This is a genomic window from Streptomyces sp. FH025 (genome assembly GCF_017427025.1).
Taxonomy (GTDB): domain Bacteria; phylum Actinomycetota; class Actinomycetes; order Streptomycetales; family Streptomycetaceae; genus Kitasatospora.
In genome coordinates this window covers 1-1,141 of the sequence record NZ_JAFLNG010001205.1, presented here as the reverse complement: position 1 = coordinate 1,141, position 1,141 = coordinate 1, and the positions used below count along the sequence as shown (strand labels likewise).

Annotated in this window: 1 protein-coding gene; it reads left to right on the top strand. The window is 72.0% G+C overall.

The features are described 5' to 3' along the window. Positions 1-1,141, top strand: a 1,141-nt coding sequence (locus J0670_RS38435) for a transglycosylase domain-containing protein (protein WP_207817404.1), incomplete at both ends; no start/stop codon positions are given.

Sequence of the window (1,141 nt, the reverse complement as noted above, 5' to 3'; positions counted from 1 at the left end):
CGCCGACGACTACCTCATCTCCTCCGGCACCCTCGACACCCCCACCCTCAAGGCCGGCGGCTGGCGCATCACCACCACCTTCGACAAGCCCAAACAGGACGCCTTCGTCAAAGCCGTCCAAGCCGAACTCACCGACGAGCTCGACCCCAAGGCCCGCCCCACCACCGACACCGACGTCCGCGTCGCCGGCGCCTCCGTCGAACCCGCCACCGGCCGCGTCGTCGCCGTCTACGGCGGCCCCGACTACGCCAAACAGCCCTTCAACGACGCCCTCCGCCAGGACAACCAGATCGGCTCCACCTTCAAGCCCATCGACCTCGCCGCCGGCCTGCTCGCCCAACACGCCCCCGACGGCCGCCCCATCACCACCGAAAGCCGCTACGACGGCACCAGCGAACGCCCCGTCACCGGCGGCCCCACCCCGTACGCCCCGCCCAACGAGGACGACACCGACTACGGCAACATCACCCTGCGCTACGCCATGGTCAAGTCCGTCAACTCCGTGTACGCCCAGGAAGGCGTCGACGCCGGACTCGCCCGCGTCCGCGAGACCGCCGTCAAACTCGGCATCCCCGACAGCGTCCGCGGCATGGACCCGAACAACACCTCGATGACCCTCGGCACCGCCACCCCCAGCGCCCTCGACCTGGCCGGCGCCTACGCCACCCTCGCCAACCACGGCCAGGCGCACACCCCCTGGTCCGTCCTCAAGCTCGAACGCGCCGCCGGCGGCGCCGTCGACGTCCCCAAGACCCCCGACCACAAGGCCACCGACGCCGTCGACCGCAGCATCGCCGACTCCGTCACCGACGTCCTGCGCGACGTCATCAGCCCCCGCGGCACCGGCGCCGCCGCCCTCGACCTCGGCCGCCCCGCCGCCGGCAAGACCGGCACCACCGACTCCAACCTCTCCGCCTGGTTCGCCGGCTACACCCCCGAACTCACCACCGCCGTCGGCCTGTTCCGCGAGAACCCGAAGACCCACGCCAAGGAGTCCCTGTCCGGCACCGCGGGCCTCACCCGGATCAACGGCGGCGCCTTCCCCACCAGGATCTGGACCGCCTACACGACCGCCGCCCTCGACGGCACCCCCACCCAGCAGTTCGACCTCCAGACCGGCCGCGGCAACGCCGGCACCGAG